Origin of the sequence: Neorhizobium tomejilense (assembly GCF_964254135.1) — a bacterium.
Classification (GTDB): Bacteria; Pseudomonadota; Alphaproteobacteria; order Rhizobiales; family Rhizobiaceae; genus Neorhizobium; species Neorhizobium tomejilense.
Genome location: NZ_CAXUSO020000002.1, coordinates 356623 through 372251 on the forward strand (window position 1 = coordinate 356623; position 15629 = coordinate 372251).

Genomic DNA, 15629 nt, shown 5'->3' on the forward strand with positions numbered 1-15629 from the left:
CTCGCCCTCACCACCACGCGTAAAAATGCGATACCGGGCCATGGCCGGTGCCGACGGTGAGGGTATCGGCGGCGGCGATCGCTCCGGCGAGATAGGTCTTGGCGACGGCGACCGCCTGCGCGGGCGAGGCACCCTTTGCGAGCTCAGCGGCGATCGCGCTGGACAGCGTGCACCCGGTGCCATGGGTGTTTCTGGTCGCGGTGCGCTTGCCTTCGAACCAGTGGATGCCGGTAGCGTCCGCCAATACGTCCGGGCTGTCCTCGCCTTCCAGATGACCGCCCTTCACCAGGACTGCCTTCGGCCCGATCTTCAGCAGCCGCTCAGCCTGGGCTGCCATCTCTTCGCGGGTCGTGGCGATCGCCTCGCCGAGTAGCGCCGCGGCTTCCGGCAGGTTGGGGGTGACGACGGTGGCAAGCGGCATCAGCTTATAGGTGACGGCGTCCACCGCATCGAGCGCCAGCAGCGGCGAACCGCCCTTGGCGATCATCACCGGATCGAGCACGATCGGCACGGTATCGCGATGGGGGCGTAGCACGTCGGCGACCGCCTCGGCGATCTCGGCATTGGCGATCATGCCGATCTTCACCGCGTCGACGCGCACGTCGAGAAAAATGGTGCGGATCTGGTTTGCGACGAAGGCGGCGGGCACGGCATGCACTCCGGTGACCCCTTGGGTATTTTGGGCGGTCAGCGCGGTCAGCGCCGCCATGCCATAGGTGCCGCGCGCCGCGAAGGTTTTCAGGTCCGCCTGGATGCCGGCGCCGCCGGAAGGGTCCGAACCGGCGATCGACAGGACATTCTTGATGCTCATGCGCGCGCCCTTTCGATTTCTGCGGCAATTCTGCGGGCTGCGGCTTCAGGATCGGGCTGGCCGCAGATAGCGGAGACCACCGCGATACCCTTTGCGCCGGCGGCCAGTGCGAGGCCGGCATGTTCCGCCTTGACGCCACCGATCGCGACCGCCGGAACCGGTGCCATGGCGACGATGCGCGCAAGCCCGTCGAAACCGATCGGCTGCTTGTGGTCGGGCTTGGTGCCGGTCGCAAAGACGGGACCGATGCCGACATAGTCGACGATGGACGGATCCAGCCGACGCGCCAGTTCCTCGGTCTCCACCGAGAGGCCGAGGATCATGCCATGGCCGGCGCGCTGCCGCGCCGCCGCCGCCGCCATGTCGCTCTGGCCGACATGCAGGCCTTCGGCGCCGATCGCGATCGCCGCCTCCACGTCGTCGTTGATGATCAGGGGCACGCCGGTGCCTGCCAGCACCGCCTTCAGCGCCCGGCCGGTTTCGATCATCTTTGCTGTATCCGCCTGCTTGTCGCGGAGCTGGACGATGGTCGCGCCGCCGGCGACGGCCAGCCTTGCCGTCTCGACCATGCCGATGTCGCGGCAGAGATCCGGGTCGAGGACGAGGTAGACGGAAAGATCGAAGGTCTTTTTCATGGGGAAACGATCCTTGCCTTGGCATCGAGCGTCTCTCCTGTCAGCGCCGCGAGACGGTCGAGGAAGATCGGCGAGAAGAAGCCGGGACCCGAGGCGGTGAAGGCCGCTTCCTCTCCCGCGACCGCGAACATCGCGAGTGCGGCGATCGTCGCCTCGAAGGGATCGTCCGTGCTTGCCGCAAAGGCGCCGACCAGGCAGGTGAGCGAGCAGCCGAGCGCGGTCACCTGCGGCATCAGGGCGGAGCCGCCAAGGATGCGGACCGAACGCCGGCCGTCGGTGACGAAATCCACTTCGCCGGTGACGGCTACTACGCAGGCCTGCCGCTGGGCGATGGCGATGGCGGAGCTTTCGGCCGCCGCAACGCTGTCACCGCTATCGACGCCATGGCCGCTCGACTGGCTGCCGGCCAGCGCGATGATTTCCGACGCATTGCCACGGATGATCGTCGGCCTCAGTTCCATGAGTTCGGCGAGCGCCGCGCGGCGATAGGCGGTGGCGTAATGGGCGACGGGATCGAGCACCCATGGCTTACCAGCTTCCGTGGCAGAGGCGGCCGCGGCCTTCATGCCGGCCAGGAAATCCGGCGAAAGGGTGCCGATATTGATCGTCAGGGCCGAAGCGATGCGGGCAAATTCGCCGGCTTCTTCCTTCGTATGCACCATGGCGGGGGAGGCGCCGGCGGCAAGCATCACGTTGGCTGCGATATTCATCGCTACGAAATTGGTGATGTTCTGGACGAGCGGGTTTTTGGCGCGCATCGCGGTCAGCAGCTGGCCGGGGGTCTCTGCAAGGGGCGTCGTCTGCATGTCTGCCTCGTTCGGCGGGGCAGGCGCTGGGCGCAATGTTGAACGCCCGGACGACTCCCTCCGCCAGCATGATCTGGTTCAGGTTCTAAGGGTGCTTCTCAGCCCGGCTCAGCCGGACGCCCCTGTCTTCACCATGGCTTACAGCAAAGAGAATGCGCTTCGCCAGTGATTTTTTCTGATTTTAGGCCTTGCAGCTCTAGTCGCTAGAGGTTGTAGAGACGGGGCTCGGTCCAAACGGGAAGAGACGATGAACGCCACGACACAGGCACGATACAAGGTTGGCGGCATGGATTGCGCCAGCTGCGCGACAAAGATCGACACGGCGGTTCGCCGCATGCCGGGCGTCGCGGACGTGTCCGTTTCGGTTGCGTCCGGCACGATGACGGTAAAGCACGACGGGACAGGCGATCTTGGCGCGATCGAGAAGAAGGTCGTGGGGCTTGGGTATACGCTGAGGGCGCTGGGTCAGAAGACGCCGGCCAACGTCGGAGCGAGCGGCCCCCTCACCCCGCCTCCGCTTCGCTCGGCGGACCTCTCCCCGAGGGGAGAGGAGGACGGAGACGGTGCGGCAAGTCTTCTTCTCCCCAGGGGGGAGAAGGTGGCCGCGGAGCGGTCGGATGAGGGGGAGGCCGGTCACGGCCAACATAGCCACGACGGCGGGCACGATCATTCCCACCACGACCACGCCACCACAGAAATCGAAAACCTGCACGGCCACGACCAGGGGCCGATGGACGGACCGTGGTGGAAATCGGCAAAGGGCCGCCTGACCATCCTGGTCGGGTTCGTGTTGACGGCGGCTTACGGGCTCGGCCATCTCGTCCCTGCTTATGGCCCCTATATCTTCACCGCCGCGATGTTGGTTGGCCTCGTGCCGATCGCCCGCCGCGCCATCATGGCAGCACTCGCTGGCACGCCGTTTTCGATCGAGATGCTGATGACGATCGCCGCCGTCGGCGCCGTTGTCATCAATGCGTCGGAAGAGGCCGCCGCCGTGGTTTTCCTCTTCCTCATCGGCGAATTGCTGGAAGGGGTCGCGGCCGGCAAGGCGCGCCAAAGCATCCAGAGCCTGACGGCGCTGGTGCCGAAAAACGCGCTGCTCGAAGAAAACGGCCAGACCCGCGAAGTGCCGGCCGAGAGCCTTGCCGTCGGCGCGATCATCCTCGTGCGTCCCGGCGACCGCATTTCGGCGGACGGCGTCATCATCGCCGGCGAAAGCGCGATCGACGAAGCGCCGGTGACGGGCGAAAGCACGCCGGTTGCCAAGGGCATCGACGATACGGTGTTTGCAGGCACGATCAACGGCGATGCGGCCTTGCGGGTTCGCGTGACGGCGGCTGCCGAGGACAATACGATTGCCCGCGTGGTTCGGCTGGTCGAGGAGGCGCAGGAAAGCAAGGCCCCGACCGAACGCTTCATCGACCGGTTCTCCCGCTATTACACGCCGGGTGTCGTCGCCGTTGCGGCTCTGGTCGCCATCCTGCCGCCGCTTGTGGCCGGTGCGTCCTGGAGCGAGTGGGTCTACAAGGGCCTGGCGATCCTGTTGATCGGCTGCCCCTGCGCGCTGGTCATCTCGACGCCTGCCGCAATTGCCGCATCGCTCTCGTCAGGCGCCCGCCGCGGCCTGCTGATGAAGGGTGGCGCGGTGCTGGAGACGCTCGGCAAGATCACAGCCGTCGCGCTCGACAAGACCGGCACGCTGACGGCCGGCAGGCCCCAGGTGACCGATGTCATCGCCTTCGGCCGCAATGCGGAAGATGTGCTGCGCTTTGCCGCCGCGCTCGAAACGGGCTCCAGCCATCCACTCGCCGTCGCCATCCTTGCCAAGGCTGCCGATGACGAGGTCGAGATTCCGGCTGCGACGGATGCGCGGGCGCTCGGCGGCAAGGGTGTCACGGCGACGGTCGAAGGCCAGGAGGTGTTTTTCGGTTCGCCCAAGGCAGCGGCCGAGCGGGTCTCGCTGCCGATGGCGCATTCCCGCCGGATCACCGGCCTCAACGACGAGGGCAAGACTGTCTCGGTGCTGATCGTCGGCGGGGTCCTTGCCGGTGCTGTCGCCATGCGCGACGAACCGCGTCCCGACGCCAGGGCGGGTCTCAAGGCGCTAACCGATGCCGGCGTCAGGACCGTCATGCTGACCGGCGACAATGCCCGCACCGCGACCGCGATCGGCAAGGATCTCGGCATCGAGGTGCGCGCCGAGCTGATGCCGGCAGACAAGAGCCGCATCGTCGGCGAGCTGAGAAGCGAGGGCTACGTGGTCGGCAAGGTCGGCGACGGCATCAACGACGCCCCGGCACTCGCTGCCGCCGATGTCGGCATCGCGATGGGCGGCGGCACCGACGTGGCACTCGAAACCGCCGATGCCGCAACGCTGCACGGCCGGGTCGGCGACATCGCCGCGATGATCGCGCTGTCGAAGCGGACGATGCGCAACATCTATCAGAATATCTCGATCGCGCTCGGCCTGAAGGCGGTCTTCCTGGTGACGACCATCCTGGGCATCACCGGATTGTGGCCAGCGATCCTCGCGGACACCGGGGCTACGGTTCTGGTGACGATCAATGCGTTGCGGCTGCTGCGGGTGAGGAACTAGGCACCAGGCCGCGGGAGATTGCGCAAGACACTGTCGTGTTGCAGAATAGGGCAGCGTAAAAGGATAGGCTGACATGCGCACCAACAAATCCATTACCCTGACGCTCGGTAAACAGCAGCAAGTTCTCGATGCCATGGTGGAATCGGGGGACTATGACTCCGCCAGCGAGGCGGTGCGCGCTGCTCTGCGCGCACTCGAGCGGGAAAGGGAAGCCCTGGACGAAATCATGCGCCTGAAGGTTCAGGAAGCCATGGACGATCCGCGCCCCAGTATTCCGGCCGCCAAAGTATTCGCGGAACTTCGCGAATTCCATGCCAGCCAGGCGAAAGCCGACAAGCGTGGTTCATAAGGTCGAGTTTCGACCGGCAGCCGTCACTGACCTCCGGCGGATCTACCTGAGAATTGCCCCGGAGGCAGGGCATGAGCGCGCTGGAAACTATATCGATCGAATTGAAGCGGCCTGCATGAGCCTCGCGGCATTTCCCACCGCGGAACTGTCCGGGGCCATATCCTCCCCGGCTTACGTGTCATAGGATTTGAACGCAGTACCGCCATAGCGTTCGTCGTGGAGCAGGACAGGGTCAATATCCTGCGTATTCTTCCGCGGGGCACGGATTTTCCCTCCGACTGGTCCGCGGATGACTGACGCGCCTTTTCAAACCGTCCGCCCCAAAACCGCGAAAGCCTCGTATGGCTTCAGCGTCAGGCTTTCACCCAGCCGGTCGACCGGTTCGTAGTTCGAGATCAGGCACTCGCCGGGCATCCTCAATTCGCCCGGCAGTTCGACGGGCACCTCGCGGGCCCTGAAATTGGCGACCACCACCAGGCGCTCCCCGTCGAGCGTTCGCGAGTAGACGAAGACGTCCGCATGGCTGTCGAGCCAGCTCTGATAAATCCCATAGACGATCACCGGGTGGCGTTTCCTGAGCGCGATCAGCTTGCGATAGTGGTTCCAGATCGACTTTTCGTCGGTCATTTCGCGTTCGGCATTGATCGTCGGATAATTGGGATTGACCTCGATCCACGGTACGCCTGTCGAGAAGCCGCCATAGGGCGCGGCACTCCATTGCATCGGGGTGCGGGCGTTGTCGCGGGCGTTTTCGTTGGCGCCCTTGATGAATTCCTCCGGCGACAAGCCGGCTTCGATATGCAGCCGGTGCATGTTGAGCGTTTCGATGTCGCGATACTGCTCGATCGTCGTGAACGGAACATTGGTCATGCCGATCTCCTCGCCCTGGTAGATGAAGGGCGTGCCCTTCATCAGGTGCAGCACAGTCGCCAGCATCGTGGCCGATTCTGCCGGATGACCGGTCGCATCCCCATATTTGGAGACGGCCCGCGGCAGGTCATGATTGCCCCAGAAGAGCGAGTTCCAGCCGTCGTCCGACAGCGCGTATTGCCACTTGCCGAGCACCGATTTCAGTTTCACTAGGTCGAACGGCTTCGAGCGCCATTTGCCGAATATCTCATCCCATTGCTGGGTCACATGCTCGAACTGGAAGACCATCGACAGTTCATGGCGGTTGCGGCCGGAATAAAGGAGAGCCGAACCGGGTGTCGCGCTCCAGGTCTCGCCGACGGTCAGGATATCGCGATTTCCGAATGTTCTGCGGTTCATTTCCTGCAGGTAGTCGTGCAGATGCGGACCGTCATGGACGATTTCCTGGTCCACCTGCTTGCCGATATAATCGATGACGTCCATGCGGAAACCGGCAATGCCGCGTTCCAGCCACCAGTTCATCATCTTGTAGATCTCGGCCCGGACCGCAGGGTTTTCCCAGTTGAGATCCGGTTGGCGGGTCGAGAACAGATGCAGGTAATATTCGCCGCTCAGGGGATCGAGCGTCCAGGCCGGCCCGCCGAAGGAGGATTTGAGACTGTTCGGCGGCCCGCCGTCTGCGGCCGGCTTGCGCCAGATGTAGAAGTCGCGGAACGGGTTGCCCGGCCCCTTGCGGCTCTCGAGAAACCACGGGTGTTCGTCCGACGTGTGGTTGACGACGAGATCGAGGACGATGCCCATGCCCCGGTTCCGCGCCTCCGATACCAGCCTGTCGAAATCGGCAAGCGTGCCGAATTCCGGGGCGATGTCCTGATAGTCGGAAATGTCGTAGCCGTTGTCGTCCATCGGCGACTTGTAGATCGGCGACAGCCAGATCACGTCGATACCGAGGGATTTCAGATAGTCGAGCTTTGAGGTGATGCCGGGAATATCGCCGACGCCATCGCCGTTGAGATCGCAGAAACTGCGCGGATAGACCTGGTAGACGGTGGCGGTGTGCCACCATTTGCGTTCTATCGGCAATTCAGCCTGCTTGATCGCTGCGGCAAGCTGATCCTGAAAGTCGTTCATCGAAGCCCTCCCTGCCTCTTTAACCTGTTCGAACGCGAGAGCCCGGCCAGGGTTCCTCACCCCGGCGGCAACAACTCGTCGGATGGAACATCGTGACTCGCTGCGGGTTAGACCAGTGGGAAACCGCAAGAAAAGGAGACCCTTCATGAGCAGCAAACTTCCCCCGACGCCCTCGGAAAACTTGAGCCACAAGGGCTCCGGCGAACAGACCCATGCGTCCGACATCAAGCGCGGCAAACCGCAGGCGGCGAACGATCCCGGCAAGCAGGGCCAGCAAGGCAATACCAAGGTCAACACGACCCATCAGGGTTATCAGCAGGACCGATAGGGAGTTCATGATGTCGACATCGCAGAAGACACCCGCAAGCATCCGCCAGGGCGGGCCGGGCGCGTCCCATGAAAACGCCCCGGATGCGAAAAAGGGTGTGCCGCTCGACGTGAAGAAGCCACCGGCCGACGACGACCTGCGCTCCAAGAGCCGGGTCTCGGGCGGCGGCGGCGAACGCGACAGCCACCACACCCACGATGCGAAGAAGAAGGGCGGACAGGTCAACACGACACACTGATCCGCCGCGTCGGATCGGATGAAGAAACGCCCTCCTGGAGCGCCGGGAGGGCGCTTCTAGTTTGATCGGCCGGCGGTTGCGACCGAGACATACTGGCGCCGTGGCGGGTTTAACCTCCCGTTAACCATGGGTGGCTAAAAATGCAGGTGCGCGAATGACTGCGCGCCTAACCTCTGTGGGATCAACATGTACGTTGTATCGGTGCTCGACAATGGCGACCAACGGACCTTCGTGTCCGAAAGCCTGAAAATATTAGACCGGATCGTCTACGCCACCATCTGTGGTTCTCCAAAGCAGTTCCTGCTTTCGGAGGTCGTCGATATCGTCCCGGTCGACGCAAAACCTACCAAAGCTCCAACGACACGCAACGTCGCCTCGCTGATCCAATAGTCCCTTCAGACTGGACTGACCGAAAGCGAAAACCCTTTCATCGCCGTGAGCGGCCCGAAGGCGCGTCCTTGACCATGAACCATGGACGGACCCGCCGATGGCCTGTTCGCGCGCGCGCCTGCTCACGTTGGCTGCAACCGATCACACACGGGGTCGCAGCCACGGAGGGCTCGCCGGCCAATGTCGGCGAGCTTCAATTCGCCACGCCCCATAAGCGGCGGCATCGTTACTCTGCCGCATCGGCCTGCTCGGCCGCTATAGCTTCCTCCTTCGCTTCCTTCTTGCGGCCCGCGAGCACGTCGCCGGCGGTCTCGGACAGGCGGAAGAAGGAGAAGCACGAGGATGCGGAAATGATTGCGATGATGACGAAGGACATCGCGAAGGCGAAGTTGGTCAGCGTCTCGGAGCCGCCGGAAAAATAGTGCAAAAGCATGGCCGACATCGCGACGCCGGTACTCTGGGCGATGCGCTGCGCCATCTGCGACAGCGACGTCGCGTGGCTCATCTCCGAGTCTTGGGTTTCCGCGAATGTCAGCGTGTTCAGCGATGTGAACTGCAAGGCCCGGAAGAAGCCGCCGAGCAGAATGATGGCCACCATGACCATCGGCGCCGTGCCGGGCGTGAAAGTGGCGAGCAGCGCCATCGAAGCACTGGCGATTAATGCGTTCCAGAAGAGCACGCTGCGGAAGCCGAAACGACGCAGGATGCGCCTCGTCATGGTTCGCATGCCGAAGGCGCCGATCGTCGAGACGAAGGTGATGGCGCCCGATTGCAGCGGCGTATAGCGGAAAACCTCCTGCATCAGCAGCGGCAGCATGAAAGGCAGGGCGCCCATGCTGATCCGGAACAGCGAGCCGCCGGTGACGCTCGATCGGAACGTGGGATATCGAAAGAGTTTGAGGTCGAGGATGGCATTTTGCGTTTTGCGCGCATGGCGGATGTAGAGGCCGAGCAGGGCGACGCCGCCCACAACCAGGACCAATGCGCTGGAATTCATGCCGCGGGCGAAGGAATCGAACCCGAAGATGACAGCGCCGATGCCGGCACCGGTGAGGATGAAGCCGAGGAAATCGAAAGAAGTGCGCTCCGTCGGCGGGATTTTTTCGATCAGCGTGATCGTCAGGATGATTGCGACGATGCCGACCGGCAGGTTGATCCAGAATATCCAGTGCCACGAGCTGATGCCGGTGATGAAGCCGCCGAGCAGCGGCCCGATCGCCGGGCCGACCACGGCCGGCATGCTCATCAGCACCATGGCCGACACCAGTTCTTCGCGCGGCACCGAGCGCACCAGGATCAACCGTGCCGTCGGCAGCATCAGCGCGCCGCCGAAACCCTGGAGCGCGCGCGCTGCGATCAGCATGGTGAGGGTGGTCGAAGCGGCGCAGAGCAGCGAGGCGAGGGTGAACAGCGCGATTGCCAGGCAGAACACCCGCCGGGCGCCGAAACGGTCGGCGAGCCAGCCGCTCAAGGGCAGGAAGACACCCAGCGAGAGTACGTAGACGGTGATCGTTGAATGCAGCGCCAGCGGCGGCTCGCCGAGTGCGTCGGCAATCGTCGGCAGGGCCGTGGCGATTGCCGTCGAATCGATCTGCTGCATGATGAGCGCCGATGCGACGATCAACGGCACGGTCTTGCGGGTGTCCAATTCGGTCGCTTTCGGTTCAAGTCGTTGTTCGGTAAGCCCGGTTCCTGGCAGGCCAGCAAACCACGCGGCCACCGATGGTGTTTCCGCTTGCTTCAGTCGTCGTCATGTGTTCTTCTATATGGAACGTCGGTCCATAAACAGAATATTCCCTTGGATATCGGGCTGTCAACGGCGCTTTTGTCACTGCCGCGTTGACGGCGTCCGGATGCACGCCGGCCGATTGCGTGGGAGCGACAACTGAAATGAAGACGGTGGGGACATGAAGATCACGGGAGCGCAGGACGAGGACCAGCAAAAGGGCCGCCTCTCTTCGGTCTCGATGGCGATCCGCATCCTCAAAGCCTTCGAGGGTGACGATGCGGAGATCGGCATCACCGAGCTCGCCCGCCGTCTCGGCATTGCCAAGAGCACCGTGCATCGCCTGGTGGTGACGCTGATGGCGGAGGATTTCCTCGAGCAGAATCGCGACACCGGTCGCTACCGGCTGGGGCTCGAACTTTTCGGGCTCGGTTCGCTGGTGCGCAATCGCATGGACCTTTCCACCGAGGCGCGCACGCTGCTGATGGATCTCAGGCAGGAGACGGACGAGACGGTGCTGCTCGGCGTGCCGGCCGGGCCGGAGATCATGTATGTCCGCGTCCAGCCGTCCCGGCAGGCGGTGCGCATCAGCGCGGAAATCGGCATGCGCGCGCCCTATCATTCGACGGCTGCCGGCCGCGCAATTCTCGCCTTCCAGCCGGAAAGCCGCATCGCTGCCCTGGTCGGGGCTACCCTGCCGCTCAGGACCCCAAAAACCGTCACCGATCCCGACAAGCTGCAGAAACTGCTCGGCAATGTCCGCCGCCTCGGTTTCGCAGTGGAAGACGAGGAGAACGAACTCGGCATGCGCGCCATCGCCGCACCCATCCGCGACGCCCAGTCGGACGTGGTCGGCGCCGTCGCGATCGCCGGCCCGGTCCAGCGCCTGTCGCTGAAGAATCTCAACGCTTTTGCCGAACCGCTGCTCGTCGCGGCACGGGCGATCTCTGCCCGCCTCGGGCATCGCGGCGCGCTCGCAGGCGGCGACGCCTGACGGACAGCAGCCGCACCCGAAGCCCTACCGGGTGCGGCGCGTGCCGTCCCCTTCCAGCGGTGACGATTTAATGTTCCAGAAGGGTTGCCTCGGGTCGGACCTGCTCTAGGTCACTCATTGAACCGTTCGGTTCGATCACATCGGCGCACGTCGTTTCGGCGCGTCACCGACCTTTTCTCTCCGGGGAGGTCTCTTATGGAAACCCACTGTCTTAAGCGCCCCACGCGGCGCCAATTCCTTTCTTCCGTCGCTTTTACCGTTCTCGCCAGCAGCGCCGCACCGGTGATGGCGCGCAGCATTTCCGGCAACCTTCCCTGGGAGGCGCGTTCCGCCGATCCGCCGGTACAGGTCAAGCCCGGCGGCTGGCTGTTCTTCACGCTCGAGGAGGCCCAGACGATGGAAGCGGTCGCCGACCGGCTGGTGCCGGCGGACGATCTGTCGCTCGGCGGCAAGGATGCCGGCTGCGTACTCTATCTCGACCGGCAGCTGGTGGGATCCTACGGCACGTCGAGCCGGCTCTACACCAAGGGCCCGTTCATGCCCGGCCTGCCGACGCAAGGGTACCAGGCGCCTGACACGCCGGCCCAGCGCTACCGATCCGGGATTGCCGCGCTCAACGCGTTCACCCGCGAAACCAAGGGTGGCCGGCGCTTTGCCGAGCTTGCCCCTGATGAACAGGACGCCGTGCTGAAGGATCTCGAAGCCGGCAAGATCACCCTGCCGAACAAGGTGGATGCCAAGCCCTTCTTCAACCTGATGCTCGCCAACGTGATGGAAGGCTTCTTCGCCGACCCGATCTATGGCGGCAACAAGGACATGGCCTCGTGGAAGATGCTGGGCTTTCCCGGCGCGCGATACGACTACCGCGACCACGTTTCCAAACACAACCAACCCTATCCCCTGCCTCCGGTTTCGATCGCAGGCTCGACGGAATGGATGACCAGGTAGGGACTAAAAAATATGACCACTATTCTACCTCGCAAGGACGCCGTGATTGTCGGCCTTGGCTGGACAGGCGCGATCCTCGCCCATGAACTGACGGAGGACGGGCTCGATGTCGTGGCGATCGAACGCGGTCCGTGGCGCGATACAGCCACCGATTTCAACATCGGTTATGCCCAGGACGAACTTCGCTACGGCATCCGCCGTGACCTCTTCCTGCAGCCGGCGGTCGAAGCGATGACGATGCGCAACAACACCTCGCAGACGGCGCTGCCGATGCGCGATTACGGCTCCTTCCTGCCTGGCAACGGGGTGGGCGGCGCCGGTGTTCACTGGAACGGCCATACCTGGCGGTTCTGGGACAGCGACTTCCAGATCGCCGACCACCTGAGGGATCGCTACGGCGCAACCCGGATCCAGGACCTGCAATTGCAGAACTGGGGCGTGACCGGCGCGGAAATGGAAAAATCCTTCGACCGCTTCGAATATCTCGCCGGCATTTCCGGCAGGGCGGGCAATATCAACGGCCAGATCCAGGAGGGCGGCAATCCGTTCGAGGATCCGCGCTCGCGCGATTATCCGCTGCCGCCGCTGCAGATGACCTATGCGCCGACGCTGTTTGCCGAAGTGACCAGGTCGCTGAACCTGCACCCGTTCCCGACGCCGGCGGCCAACCTTTCCAAGGACTATATCAACCCGCTCGGCATCGCCATGGGCCAGTGCACGATGTGCGGTTTCTGCGAACGGTTCGGCTGCGCCAACTATTCGAAATCCTCGGCCCAGACGACCATCCTCCCGGCACTGATGAAAAAGAAGAATTTCGAGGTCCGCACCGACTCGGAGGTTCTGCATGTGGATCTGGATATCTCGAAGAAACACGCCCGCGGCGTCACCTATGTGAATACCTCAGGCGAGGAGTTCTTCCAGCCGGCCGATATCGTGCTTCTCTGTGCCTATGGTCTCCACAATGTCCGGCTGATGATGCTCTCCGGTATCGGCGAGATCTACGATCCGAATACCGGCGAGGGAACTGTCGGGCGGAACTACTGCTACCAGACCAATGCCGGCGCGCAGGTGTTCTTCGACGACAAGAACTTCAATCCGTTCGTCGCCGCCGGTGCGCTCGGCCAGACGGTGGACGACTTTAACGGCGATGCCTTCGACCACGGGCCGCTCGATTTCGTCGGCGGGGCGGGCATCAACTGCATTCCCTCGAACGGCCGGCCGATCCAGACCCGCCCGACCCCGCCCGGCACGCCGCGCTGGGGCAGCGACTGGAAGAAGGCGACCGTCAAATCCTACAAGTCGACGCTCGGCTTTTCCTCGCAAGGGTCGAGTTACCCGACTCGCGGCAACTATCTGGATCTCGATCCGACCTATACGGACCGGTTCGGGCGGCCGCTCTTGCGCTTCACCTTCGATTTCCCGGATAACGACATCCGCATGTCGAACTGGGTCTCGGACCGGATGGAGGAGATCGCCAAGGCCTTCGGCGGCAGGCAATACACCAATACCCGCCGCAAGAAGGGCTGGGATTCGGTGCCCTACCAGAGCACCCACAATACCGGCGGGGCGATCATGGGCACGGACCCCAAGACCAGCGCCGTCAACAAGTACCTGCAGAGCTGGGACGTCGCCAACGTCTTCGTCATCGGCGCTTCCGCCTTCGCCCACAATGCCGGCAAGAACCCGACCGGCACCGTGGGGGCGCTCGCCTATCACACGGCGGATGCGATCCGCCAGCAATATCTGCGCAACCCGGGCCAACCTCTGGTGTCGGCATGAGCAGGATCGTCTTTTCCCTCACCCTTGCCGCAACCGCCCTCTCGGCGGGCCTGGCGCTTGCGCAGGCTCCCGACCAGGCGGACCAGATCATCCGCGGTCGTTACCAGGCGATCCTCGGCGATTGCGCCGCCTGCCACACCGCGCCGGGGGCAAAACCGCTCTCCGGCGGGCTGCCGCTCGAAACGCCGTTCGGCCAGATCATTCCGCCGAACATCACGCCCGACAAGGCGACCGGCATCGGCAACTGGACGGAGGCGGATTTCCGCAGCGCCCTGAAGACCGGCATCGGCCATGACGGCAAGCGGCTCTACCCCGCCATGCCCTATCCGGCCTATACCAGGATGACCGACAGGGACATCGGCAATCTCTGGTCCTATCTCAGGACCGTCGATCCGGTCTTCAATCCGGTCGAAGCCAACCAGTTGCCGTTCCCGTTCAACATCCGGCTGTCGATGATGGGCTGGAACATGCTGAATTTCACGCCGGGCGAATTCCAGCCCGATCCGTCGAAATCGGCCGAATGGAACCGCGGCGCCTATATCGTCCAGGGGCCTGGCCATTGCGGCACCTGCCATTCGCCCAAAACCGCGCTCGGGGCGGACGAGACCAGCGAGCCGTTGCAGGGTGGTTCGCTGCAGGGATGGTATGCGCCCAACATCACCGGCAACAGCTATGTCGGCATTGGCAGCTGGAGCGAGGAGGAGATCGTCCGGTACCTGAAGACCGGCACCAACGGGCATACGATCGCTTCGGGCCCGATGGCGGAGGCGATCCAGGCCTCGACCTCGCTGATGACCGACGCGGACGTGCACGCGATCGCCACCTACCTCAAGAGCACCGAGGGCGGTCCGACGCAGAAACCGCAGCCGATCCCGGCGAGCGATGCGCGGATGAGGGTGGGGGCGGCGATCTACCACGACACCTGTTCCGCCTGCCATGGCGGCGACGGCAAAGGGGCGAACCAGCTTTTCCCGGCACTCGCCGGCAGCTCGATCGTCCAGCAGCCGAGCGCGGAGACGCTGACGCGCCTGGTGTTGCAGGGCAGCCAGGCGGTGCATACGCCGCAGGCGAAAACGACCCCCGCCATGCCTTCGCTCGGCTGGCGCCTGACCGACGCACAGGTGGCCGCCGTGCTCACCTATGTCCGCAACAGCTGGGGCAACGCCGCGCCTTCGGTCGGGGCGTCGGATATCGGGGCGCAGAGGTAGAGAAGTTGCCGGGCGAGAGCCCGGCACTATTCTCGCGGTAAATAACTCACTCGATTCGCAAGTAAGTTAGCGATCTCGCAGAGGCGGCCAAAGTCAACGTTAATCGTGGCGTCATTGCTTTTTTTAAAATTTGCCGATGGCTATCTGTGGATAGCTGTGGGAATCCAAATGAACTCTCTTGGAGAGTTCGAATCGCTGTAAATTAGCGGAACCACGCGGCGATTCGTCTGATCAGCCCTGTGGCAGGGACGGGTATCTTGGCTTTGATTTCGCCCTGATATCGCGCCCAGGTTAGAGACTTGATCCGCTCCTTCGCCTCTTCCGGCGACCTAGCAACGATCTCTATGCCCCAATCATTCCCATCGTGCCGATACTCAAAAAGGTATCGGTTAAATTCAGCGTCTGTGTTGTGAAAGGAAACAGACATGAACTTCCTTGTGTATCAGGACACGGCAAAGCAGTGGCGTTGGACCCTGTTCGCCGCAAATAATCTCAAGATCGCCAACTCTGGCGAAGGCTATTGGAACAAGACGGATTGCTTTGCGGCTATCACTCTTGTGAAGGGATCAGGATCAGCGCCCGTTTACGAACGCTGATCCGATTCGGTTAATAGCAACTTAACCTTGAGGCCCCACCGCTAATGGGGCCTCTTTTTATAATGCCAAAGCGCCCAGAGAGCTATAACCTGTTGAATCAACTTATATTATCAATTTTTTTCCACACGTTATCCACAAAAATGAAAGAAACAGAGCTGAGATAAATATAAGGTTTTCAAGGTGTTGAATCGGTTATCCACGCTTTCCTGGTTACCCCTTTCTGA

General features: G+C 63.0%; 16 protein-coding genes and 1 riboswitch. Of the genes, 11 read left to right on the top strand and 5 right to left on the bottom strand.

The window, feature by feature from the left end; translation table 11 throughout:
- Positions 1–7: 7 nt before the first annotated feature.
- The 3 genes from thiD to thiM are packed head-to-tail and all read right to left on the bottom strand — an operon-like array spanning position 8 to position 2252.
- The gene (gene thiD, locus ACSQ3G_RS24465) at positions 8–811 is read right to left on the bottom strand and encodes a bifunctional hydroxymethylpyrimidine kinase/phosphomethylpyrimidine kinase (RefSeq protein ID WP_436112037.1); all 804 of its coding nucleotides are present in this window, start codon (positions 809–811) and stop codon (positions 8–10) included.
- Entirely contained in the window at positions 808–1446 is a 639-nt protein-coding gene (thiE, locus tag ACSQ3G_RS24470) for a thiamine phosphate synthase (protein WP_436112038.1), read from the bottom strand. Before thiE ends, thiD begins: the two co-directional genes overlap by 4 nt.
- Positions 1443–2252 carry a hydroxyethylthiazole kinase gene (gene thiM, locus ACSQ3G_RS24475; RefSeq protein ID WP_436112039.1) on the bottom strand — a complete coding sequence of 270 codons (810 nt, stop codon included), beginning with the start codon at positions 2250–2252 and terminating at the stop codon, positions 1443–1445. The genes thiE and thiM overlap by 4 nt, the downstream gene beginning before the upstream one ends.
- A 38-nt stretch (positions 2253–2290) precedes the next feature.
- A riboswitch (TPP riboswitch) is annotated at positions 2291–2386 on the bottom strand.
- 113 nt (positions 2387–2499) lie between these two features.
- Between thiM and ACSQ3G_RS24480 the strand changes: the two genes are divergently transcribed.
- From ACSQ3G_RS24480 to ACSQ3G_RS24490, 3 genes are all read left to right on the top strand, one after another.
- Positions 2500–4848, top strand: a complete 2349-nt coding sequence (locus tag ACSQ3G_RS24480; RefSeq protein WP_436112040.1) for a heavy metal translocating P-type ATPase — start codon at positions 2500–2502, stop codon at positions 4846–4848.
- Between the two features lie 73 nt (positions 4849–4921).
- Complete coding sequence (locus ACSQ3G_RS24485) at positions 4922–5197, top strand: type II toxin-antitoxin system ParD family antitoxin (protein WP_105435155.1); 276 nt, start codon at positions 4922–4924, stop codon at positions 5195–5197.
- Entirely contained in the window at positions 5160–5381 is a 222-nt protein-coding gene (locus ACSQ3G_RS24490; RefSeq protein WP_436112041.1) for a type II toxin-antitoxin system RelE/ParE family toxin, read from the top strand. The genes ACSQ3G_RS24485 and ACSQ3G_RS24490 overlap by 38 nt, the downstream gene beginning before the upstream one ends.
- Before the next feature lie 122 nt (positions 5382–5503).
- Here ACSQ3G_RS24490 and ACSQ3G_RS24495 read toward each other — a convergent pair whose 3' ends face one another.
- Complete coding sequence (locus tag ACSQ3G_RS24495; RefSeq protein ID WP_436112042.1) at positions 5504–7198, bottom strand: alpha-glucosidase; 1695 nt, start codon at positions 7196–7198, stop codon at positions 5504–5506.
- A gap of 145 nt (positions 7199–7343) precedes the next feature.
- Between ACSQ3G_RS24495 and ACSQ3G_RS24500 the strand changes: the two genes are divergently transcribed.
- The 3 genes from ACSQ3G_RS24500 to ACSQ3G_RS24510 all read left to right on the top strand — a co-directional run bounded on the left by ACSQ3G_RS24500 (position 7344) and on the right by ACSQ3G_RS24510 (position 8154).
- Entirely contained in the window at positions 7344–7526 is a 183-nt protein-coding gene (locus ACSQ3G_RS24500) for a hypothetical protein (protein WP_046665973.1), read from the top strand.
- A 10-nt stretch (positions 7527–7536) separates the two neighbouring features.
- Complete coding sequence (locus tag ACSQ3G_RS24505; RefSeq protein ID WP_436112043.1) at positions 7537–7764, top strand: hypothetical protein; 228 nt, start codon at positions 7537–7539, stop codon at positions 7762–7764.
- 186 nt (positions 7765–7950) lie between these two features.
- Entirely contained in the window at positions 7951–8154 is a 204-nt protein-coding gene (locus ACSQ3G_RS24510) for a hypothetical protein (RefSeq protein WP_046635934.1), read from the top strand.
- A 226-nt stretch (positions 8155–8380) separates the two neighbouring features.
- Here ACSQ3G_RS24510 and ACSQ3G_RS24515 read toward each other — a convergent pair whose 3' ends face one another.
- The gene (locus ACSQ3G_RS24515) at positions 8381–9874 is read right to left on the bottom strand and encodes a DHA2 family efflux MFS transporter permease subunit (RefSeq protein ID WP_436112044.1); all 1494 of its coding nucleotides are present in this window, start codon (positions 9872–9874) and stop codon (positions 8381–8383) included.
- A 187-nt stretch (positions 9875–10061) separates the two neighbouring features.
- On the opposite strand from ACSQ3G_RS24515, the gene ACSQ3G_RS24520 reads away from it, so the two are divergent.
- The 5 genes from ACSQ3G_RS24520 to ACSQ3G_RS24540 all read left to right on the top strand — a co-directional run bounded on the left by ACSQ3G_RS24520 (position 10062) and on the right by ACSQ3G_RS24540 (position 15405).
- Entirely contained in the window at positions 10062–10874 is an 813-nt protein-coding gene (locus ACSQ3G_RS24520) for an IclR family transcriptional regulator (RefSeq protein WP_105435149.1), read from the top strand.
- A 195-nt stretch (positions 10875–11069) separates the two neighbouring features.
- Positions 11070–11822: a gluconate 2-dehydrogenase subunit 3 family protein gene (locus tag ACSQ3G_RS24525; RefSeq protein WP_436112045.1), complete on the top strand. Its 753-nt coding sequence runs from the start codon at positions 11070–11072 to the stop codon at positions 11820–11822.
- A 12-nt stretch (positions 11823–11834) separates the two neighbouring features.
- A complete protein-coding gene (locus ACSQ3G_RS24530) occupies positions 11835–13601 on the top strand; it encodes a GMC family oxidoreductase (RefSeq protein ID WP_436112046.1) in 1767 nt (588 codons plus the stop codon).
- Positions 13598–14809, top strand: coding sequence for a c-type cytochrome (locus tag ACSQ3G_RS24535; RefSeq protein ID WP_436112047.1), 1212 nt, complete (start codon positions 13598–13600; stop codon positions 14807–14809). Before ACSQ3G_RS24530 ends, ACSQ3G_RS24535 begins: the two co-directional genes overlap by 4 nt.
- A gap of 425 nt (positions 14810–15234) precedes the next feature.
- The gene (locus ACSQ3G_RS24540) at positions 15235–15405 is read left to right on the top strand and encodes a YegP family protein (protein WP_436112048.1); all 171 of its coding nucleotides are present in this window, start codon (positions 15235–15237) and stop codon (positions 15403–15405) included.
- Positions 15406–15629 lie beyond the last annotated feature (224 nt).

Excerpts from the sequence above, each read along its gene's own strand:
- thiD (WP_436112037.1), bottom strand. The coding sequence starts at position 811 with ATGAGCATCAAGAATGTCCTGTCGATCGCCGGTTCGGACCCTTCCGGC.
- thiE (WP_436112038.1), bottom strand. The coding sequence starts at position 1,446 with ATGAAAAAGACCTTCGATCTTTCCGTCTACCTCGTCCTCGACCCGGAT.
- thiM (WP_436112039.1), bottom strand. The coding sequence starts at position 2,252 with ATGCAGACGACGCCCCTTGCAGAGACCCCCGGCCAGCTGCTGACCGCG.
- ACSQ3G_RS24480 (WP_436112040.1), top strand. The coding sequence starts at position 2,500 with ATGAACGCCACGACACAGGCACGATACAAGGTTGGCGGCATGGATTGC.
- ACSQ3G_RS24485 (WP_105435155.1), top strand. The coding sequence starts at position 4,922 with ATGCGCACCAACAAATCCATTACCCTGACGCTCGGTAAACAGCAGCAA.
- ACSQ3G_RS24490 (WP_436112041.1), top strand. The coding sequence starts at position 5,160 with ATGCCAGCCAGGCGAAAGCCGACAAGCGTGGTTCATAAGGTCGAGTTT.
- ACSQ3G_RS24495 (WP_436112042.1), bottom strand. The coding sequence starts at position 7,198 with ATGAACGACTTTCAGGATCAGCTTGCCGCAGCGATCAAGCAGGCTGAA.
- ACSQ3G_RS24500 (WP_046665973.1), top strand. The coding sequence starts at position 7,344 with ATGAGCAGCAAACTTCCCCCGACGCCCTCGGAAAACTTGAGCCACAAG.
- ACSQ3G_RS24505 (WP_436112043.1), top strand. The coding sequence starts at position 7,537 with ATGTCGACATCGCAGAAGACACCCGCAAGCATCCGCCAGGGCGGGCCG.
- ACSQ3G_RS24510 (WP_046635934.1), top strand. The coding sequence starts at position 7,951 with ATGTACGTTGTATCGGTGCTCGACAATGGCGACCAACGGACCTTCGTG.
- ACSQ3G_RS24520 (WP_105435149.1), top strand. The coding sequence starts at position 10,062 with ATGAAGATCACGGGAGCGCAGGACGAGGACCAGCAAAAGGGCCGCCTC.
- ACSQ3G_RS24525 (WP_436112045.1), top strand. The coding sequence starts at position 11,070 with ATGGAAACCCACTGTCTTAAGCGCCCCACGCGGCGCCAATTCCTTTCT.
- ACSQ3G_RS24530 (WP_436112046.1), top strand. The coding sequence starts at position 11,835 with ATGACCACTATTCTACCTCGCAAGGACGCCGTGATTGTCGGCCTTGGC.
- ACSQ3G_RS24535 (WP_436112047.1), top strand. The coding sequence starts at position 13,598 with ATGAGCAGGATCGTCTTTTCCCTCACCCTTGCCGCAACCGCCCTCTCG.
- ACSQ3G_RS24540 (WP_436112048.1), top strand. The coding sequence starts at position 15,235 with ATGAACTTCCTTGTGTATCAGGACACGGCAAAGCAGTGGCGTTGGACC.